The following is a 6910-nucleotide window of genomic DNA, read 5'->3' as shown; positions in this document are numbered from 1 at the left end:
TACGCTCAACTGACCACTACCGGATGACTTGGAAACCAAACAACCGAGTCTCCATCAAACCCAGGGCGGTTCAATTCGTCCCGTGTTCGGTCATGGGCGGTCCTGATGCCTTCTAGTTGCGGGTTGGTTCGGACGAAGGTTTGATATTGCGAGTCGGTTGCGACTTCTCCGGCGCACCTCGATGTCCTACCGTCTCCGCCGAACATGAATACCTCCGCCCACGCCGATCATGAAGAAGCTGAGACCAGTTCGCGATTGGGGCGCATCGCTCATCGGGTCGGTCATCTGCTGAGTCATGACCACGACCACGGGTCTGGCAGGTTCATTGATACCGGAGCAATCGGGATTCGAGCCACGAAGGTATCGCTGATTGGCCTAGGTATCACGGCCGGCCTCCAGGCGGTGATCGTGGTCTTCAGTGGTTCGGTGGCGCTGCTTTCAGATACGTTGCACAACTTGACCGACGCGTTGACGGCGGTTCCGCTATGGATGGCCTTTGCCCTGGGAAGGCGTCGCCCCACTCGCCGCTATACCTACGGGTTCAACCGGGCCGAAGACGCGGCGGGTCTGGTAATCGTCGCCGCCATCGCCGCGTCGGCGGCCCTCGTGATTTGGGAGTCGACCCGACGTTTCATCGAACCGCGTCTCATGGATCACATCCCGTGGGTCATCACAGCCGGTTTCGTCGGGGCGCTGGGAAATGAGCTCGTCGCCCGCTATCGCATCAGAGTGGGAACCGCGATCGGCTCTGAGGCATTGATTACCGATGGTCGCCATGCCCGAACCGACGCGTTGACTTCCCTGGCGGTGGTTGCCGCTGGGATCGGGGCCGCCTTTGGCGCGGCGTGGGTCGATCCGGCCGCCGGTTTCGTCGTTGCTGGTGCCATCCTGTGGCTGATGGCTAGATCGGCGAAGCGCATGACGCGTCGAGTGCTGGACGGGATTGAGCCGGAGATCGTCGATGAGGTCGAGGCGACCATCCGCGCAGTGGCCGGCGTAGAGGATGTAGCAGATCTGCGGGTTCGCTGGCACGGCCATCAGCTCCGCATCGCTGCCGCGATCTCGGTCGACGCCACCGTGACGGTCAAAGCGGGGCACGACACCGCCCACGATGTCGAGCACGCACTACATCATCGGTTTAGCTTCCCGATCACTGCACTCATCCATGTCGATCCCCACGGCCATGCCGACGCCCACGACGGAACCGCCCATCACAGGAGCTAGGACCGTGCCGATGTGCCCGGCCAACCCCTCGGCAGCTTCCTCGAACCTGCAGTCGATTTGAGCTCTTTCTGATGGCTATCTCAGGCGCCGCCGCAGAACGCCTTACCCGACCAGGAGCGGCACTTCCATCTCTTGATCGAGTGTGCCGCCGTGGTAGCCGATCATCCGTTTGTCGGCGGTCGGAGGCAGGAGCACCTTGCCCGGGTCCGCCACCAGTACCCCGTCCGGCGCCCGGTCACGGATGGCCGGATGGTGCGGCCCCGGCCCGAGCAGGGGCAGAACCTGGTCCCACGGGACCCAGGTCGCCGGGCAGTCCGCTTCCAGCCGGGCGATGTCAGACCCGGATCCCCGGGCGTAGGCGGATCGAGGGTCCCCGTAGAACGTGACGCGCTCGATGTTTTCGCGAATCAGCACCTTGTCTTCGGGCTCGTAGTCGATGTGGCCGTGGTCGGCCGTTCCGATGGCCGCCGCGTGGCCGGGCAGCCTGACGACGATGCGTTCCCAAATCGTCGAGGCGGCCGCCAGTACTTCCGCGAAGACGCTCGACCGCTGGCCGCTCATGTGGGCGGCGACGTCCACGCTGGGGAAGTACGTGAAGATGAGCCGGCCCGGCTCGGCGGCGAGGTCCACCGTGGCCTCGACGATCTCGTCGATGGTCCAGGCCGCTTCGAACCGACAGCCCCGATATAGAGCGCGGGTGAGCGGTGTGCCCTCGAAACCCCCCGGCTGAACGGTGATCGGCTCCACACCCCCCGCCGCCAGCCGTTCCCAGAGGTTCGGCGCCGGCAAGAACGACGAGGTATCGATATCGACGAGTTGGCCCCACATGGTCGTCCACTTCAAGGTGTTCACCACGAGGGCGATTTCGGGTAGGTAGAGCTGGTAGGCGATGAGTCCGTGCTTCGACGGCGGAAGCCCGGTCGCAATCGTCGCCATATTGACGGTGGTCTGGGTCGGGAACATGGCATCGATCGTGGCAACTCGGGAGGCCGCTAAGCCGGCCGCCGGCCGCCGGCGCAGCATGCTGTCACCGAGACCGTCGAAGAGGCACAACACGTACGTGTCTGCGACAGGAATCGCTGCCGCCAGATCGGGCGCCAGACCCGGAGCCTGAGCGGTGCCCGTCATCCGAAGTTCCAACTCGGCAACCAGGTTGAGCAGCGACCTGCCAGAGAAATCGGGGGAGCGGAGCGGGTTCACGCTGTGGAGGCTAGTGGGAGCAGCTCACCTAGCCGGGACTCGCATGTCGTCTACACGGGTAGCGAAACCGGTTCCTCAACCGGCCTGGACGAGTTCAGCGCGCGGGGCATGGATATGGTGAAGCACGCTCCACCCAGGCGGTCTGACCGCCCGTACTCGATACTGCCGCGGTGAGCCTGTACCAGCGATCGAGCGATCGGAAGGCCGATCCCCGAGCCGGGTGTCTTCGCGTCAAGGCGGTAGGCGCCCCGTTCGAATCGCTCCCAAATTGCTTCTTCGTAGCGTTTCGGCACACCGGCACCATTGTCATGAACTTTGATCGTCACGCGTCCGTTTTTGGCGAACGTCTCGACTTCCACCTGCCCGTTTCCATAACGCTTGGCGTTCGTGAGAAGGTTGACGATCACCTGCGTCATGCGCCGGCGGTCTGCTTCCACTTCGATACCCGGTTCGGTGTGAGCCTCGACAGTTCCCCCGTTGGTGGGGAGCATGGCCGTGGCGTCGGAGATGATCCCGGCCAGATCGTGGGTCTGGAGGTTCAGGTTGGTACTCGAGAGCTGGTCACGAGCGACGTCGATGAGATCGGTCACGATACCGCCCAGATGGCGACTCTGCTGTTCGATGATTGCGGTCAATTCAACTCGCTGTTGAGGATCCAGCCGTTCGCCGTTCTGGGTGAGCAGTTCGGCGAATCCCTGCACGGAAGTGAGTGGCGTCCTCAGCTCGTGGGAGATCGAAGCGATGAGGTCGTCGCGCTGCTTCTCAACGAGTTCCCGGTTCTCCCGGATGGCGACTCCCTGGCGAGCGATGATCAGTACGCCGACGAGGGCCGACGAAACCTCGAGTACCGAAGCTTCTGAGCCCGAATCGAAGAGAGTGAGGCCGAAGAGGAGCAGAATCACGCTGTAGGGCGCGGACATCTGCCATATCCGGCTGGAACGCTCGACCTGTTCTCTCTCTTTGGCCGGCTGGAGGAGGTACCAACCGGCCGCGATGAAGCCGGCGTAGCCAAGTAGCCACCATGAGTCCAGCCAACCACCGGAGATATAGGTGTCTGCCTCGACCTGGACTACATAAACGATGTCGGCCACCGCGGTGGCGATCATGCCGACTGCCAGGAAGAGCAGGCGGAGGTCGAAGCGGCGTGAACTCCTGCGAACCGCCAGGATCATCAGACCAATGAGGAGGATGGCATCCCCGAACGGATACATGATGTTGACGAACTGCTCGAGGAACCCGATCTCCGGATCGAGGTAGACCTGATCGCCGAGATATGAGACCCACATGATGGCTGCCAGGGCGATGCTTCCTGCGAGAGCGTCCATCGTGAGCCGTAGTCGTTCCATTCGCCCGGGCTTGATATGGGGAAGCAGCAGGATCCCTGCAAAAACCACGGGATAGCCGAGGACGTAGAAGACGTCTGCCCAGCCGGGGTAGGGAACCTCAGTCTTCAGTATGTACTCGTAGCCAACCCAGATGACCTCGCCCAATCCCCAGGAGAGAACGCCCGCACCGATAACGAACCAGGCAAACTTCTGTCTGGAGGGCAGCGCCATCGCCGCGCCCATCACGATCAGACCGGCACCCACCGGAACAATCACATAAGCGATCTGGGAGAACGTATAAGCAGCGTCCTCCGATAGCACTCCAAAACCGAGTAGGGCCGCCGACACGAGCGAGAATGCCAGGAGTCCCAGGATCGCGATTCGTGTGATGGTGTGTTGAGTCCATGCCGGAGACGTTGTCGGAGCGGCAACGGATTGTGACACTGTTGTTCCTATCTATCGGATTCGATCAAACATCGACAGAAGGCGCCCAATTCTTGAACCCCGGATTCGGATCGTCGTCTCTCGGAAAATCCTGGTCACCTCGGCTTCAGAAATGCCCGATCCGAGCCGATACAGATAATCGATAGACCACCCAAGGAATCGCATGCAAACGAGAACAGTGCTGGTTGTCGAGGATGCCGATGCCACGCGCCGCCTTCTCGAAGTCGCCCTCATGATCGATGGCTTTGATGTGATTCAGCACACGGACGGAGCGTCGGGACTCGAGGCAGCCAGAAGTCTGCTGCCCGACGTAATCGTCCTTGACGTCGCTCTACCGGAGATGGACGGTTGGGAGGTGCTCGGCCATCTGCGGATGGACCCCAAGACGAGGGAGATTCCGGTCGTAGTGGTTACCGCGCATGACACCGCCGAGACGAGATCGAAAGCGAATTTCGCCACCGCCGATGCGTTTGTCGGAAAGCCCTTTGATCTCAATCAACTGCGCGCCGTGGTCGCAGACCTCGTCGAGCGACGGAACTCTCAGACGGCGCCGGTCGGATAGGTGGGATTCGCAGCCGTTTTCGGCTCGGCGATTCGAACGCAGGCGCACCGGCCGCGTTGGGCGGTAGATCGGACTCCTGTAGATCGAGTCGCATTACCCGCCGCGGTGTAGATGACCCGGCCTGACCTCCGCATTCCTCAAGTGCCCCGCTACGGGCGCCGAAACACAGGAGAGGCTCGCATTCACGAGGGTTGTATCGTCGCCATGAGCATGACAACTGGATCACCGGTCGGCGAGACCTCACCAGAAGCGTACAGCGACATTCCGCAAGCGGCTGTCGCACAGTTGGGCCAGGCTGCACTCACGCAACCCGAAATCGAGGCCGTACTCGATATGGCGGTTGAGTTGGTTTGTCATGTCCTCGACGTTGAGTATGCGAAGGTTCTTCATCAATCCTCCGCCGGCGAACCCCTTCTGCTGGTGGCAGGTTGCGGATGGCAGGAACATGTAGAGGTCGGAAAGACGGCCGTTCCTGACGACTCGGGCTCACAGGCCGGGTACACGCTTCTTTCGAATGCGCCGGTCGTGGTTGAAGACCTATCCGCAGAGGAGCGCTTCGCAGGCCCACAACTCCTCGTCGATCACGCGGTTGTCAGCGGGATCAGTGTGGCGATTCCCGGAAGGGAAAGGCCCTATGGAGTGGTAGGTGCGCACACCAGGTTCCGGCGTCGGTTCACCTCAGAAGAAGCGAACTTCCTTCGATCGGTCGCCTACATCCTCGGTAGCGCCGTCGAGAATCATCGAATCAGAGCGCAGGTCGAACAGCGTGCCGGATACGAAACTGCGCTTGCAGACTGCGCTCAGGCGCTGCTGGCCAGTACCGGTGAGAACCGACTGGAACTCGCCCTGGAGGCGCTGTTGACTGCAACGCAGGCGACCTACGTCTTCGTGGAACGCAACGTCATGGATCCCGAGCTGGGGTTTTGCTCTCGGACCGTTGCCGAAGCCGAGGAGGAAGGAGCTCCCGACTACGGACAAGATAGCGACTACTGGGAGCTGATCCCATGGGATCGAATGCCGACGTCGCGGTCGCACCTCGAGCAAGGAACCCCGTTCATGCTCATCCCTGAGATGCTCGAAGGCGTCGAGTTCGAGTTGTACGCGGCAGACCCGATCCCGGTGAAATCGGAACTCGACATTCCGATCTTCGTCGACGGCGAGTGGGCCGGCCTCATCGGATTCGCCGATATGACCATCCTCAGGCGCTGGACGGACAACGACCTGTCGCTTCTATCAACGGCCGCCAAGATGATCGGCGCCTTCTGGGAACGGGAGGCGGCCCAAAACCGACTCGAGGAGATGAATCTGGCCAAGGATGAGTTCCTCGCCAGCATCAGCCATGAGCTTCGGACTCCGCTCACCTCAGTAATGGGATATGCGCAGCTGCTACGGGACAACGACGACAGACTCACGGAGCCGCAACGCCATGAAGCAGCTGCCGCGGTCCTAAAACAAGCCGGTGACCTCAACCAGATAGTCGACGATCTGCTGGTCGCCGCCAAAGCTGAAATGGGCGAACTCACGGTCAATCGAGTTCCCGTCAACTTGTTTGCCCAAGCGTCGCAAGTCCTCGAGGAGTACGGCGGACAAAAAGTATCTGACATACGTCTCCGCGGTAGCGCAAGCCGCGCGACCGGCGACCCGGGCCGGGTCCGGCAGATCCTCCGCAATCTGATAACCAACGCACTCCGATACGGTGGAGAATCCATACGAATTGAGTTTCTCGACATCGATGACGGGGCGGTAGTTCGCGTAATCGACAACGGTCACGGCGTCGCTCCGGAAGATCGCGAGCGCATCTTCTTGCCACGGCAACGATCGTCCACAGCCCCGGGGCTGACTGCGGCGCTCGGCCTCGGTCTGACCATTTCCCATCAACTCGCCCAACTGATGGGCGGAGACCTGACCTACCGATACGAGGAGGGTGAGAGCATCTTCGAGCTCTCTCTCCCGGTCTCGAACTGACTCACCGGTACTCTGCGGACGAACGCCCGGCAGGAGCATGCGGCGGGAGGGCAACCCGCGACTCGCGACTGGCGACTCGCCAACTCCTGTTACTTTGGGCAGGACCCTTGTCTGTCTAGGTGGCTGCCGAAAAAGTGGCTTTCGGTGAGGTTGGTTGGCGGCGGGCCAGTCGTGGGTGATGCCGGAGACC

The 6910-nt window shown here is 61.7% G+C and carries 5 protein-coding genes; 3 read left to right on the top strand and 2 right to left on the bottom strand.

The genetic code is table 11. The features are described 5' to 3' along the window. The first annotated feature begins 204 nt into the window (after positions 1-204). Positions 205-1224 carry a cation diffusion facilitator family transporter gene (locus tag P1T08_17920; protein MDF1597958.1) on the top strand — a complete coding sequence of 340 codons (1020 nt, stop codon included), beginning with the start codon at positions 205-207 and terminating at the stop codon, positions 1222-1224. A gap of 102 nt (positions 1225-1326) precedes the next feature. On the opposite strand, the gene P1T08_17915 is transcribed toward P1T08_17920, so the two are convergent. Then, entirely contained in the window at positions 1327-2424 is a 1098-nt protein-coding gene (locus P1T08_17915) for an alkaline phosphatase family protein (protein MDF1597957.1), read from the bottom strand. A 50-nt stretch (positions 2425-2474) separates the two neighbouring features. Then, entirely contained in the window at positions 2475-4193 is a 1719-nt protein-coding gene (locus P1T08_17910; protein MDF1597956.1) for a HAMP domain-containing sensor histidine kinase, read from the bottom strand. Between the two features lie 163 nt (positions 4194-4356). Here P1T08_17910 and P1T08_17905 point away from each other — a divergent pair, with 163 nt between their 5' ends. Both P1T08_17905 and P1T08_17900 read left to right on the top strand, forming a co-directional pair. Beyond that, complete coding sequence (locus tag P1T08_17905; GenBank protein MDF1597955.1) at positions 4357-4755, top strand: response regulator; 399 nt, start codon at positions 4357-4359, stop codon at positions 4753-4755. A 210-nt stretch (positions 4756-4965) separates the two neighbouring features. Continuing rightward, positions 4966-6720 (top strand): ATP-binding protein, encoded by a 1755-nt coding sequence (locus P1T08_17900; GenBank protein MDF1597954.1) that lies wholly within the window; start codon positions 4966-4968, stop codon positions 6718-6720. The last annotated feature ends 190 nt before the right edge of the window (positions 6721-6910 follow it).

It is taken from the genome of Acidimicrobiia bacterium (genome assembly GCA_029210695.1).
GTDB lineage: Bacteria > Actinomycetota > Acidimicrobiia > Spongiisociales > JAHEDJ01 > JAHEDJ01.
Note: the sequence above shows the minus strand (reverse complement) of the source record. Positions and strands in the feature narration are given on the sequence as shown.

Coding starts and splice junctions, on each gene's coding strand:
- P1T08_17905 (MDF1597955.1), top strand. CDS start 4,357: ATGCAAACGAGAACAGTGCTGGTTGTCGAGGATGCCGATGCCACGCGC.
- P1T08_17920 (MDF1597958.1), top strand. CDS start 205: ATGAATACCTCCGCCCACGCCGATCATGAAGAAGCTGAGACCAGTTCG.
- P1T08_17900 (MDF1597954.1), top strand. CDS start 4,966: ATGACAACTGGATCACCGGTCGGCGAGACCTCACCAGAAGCGTACAGC.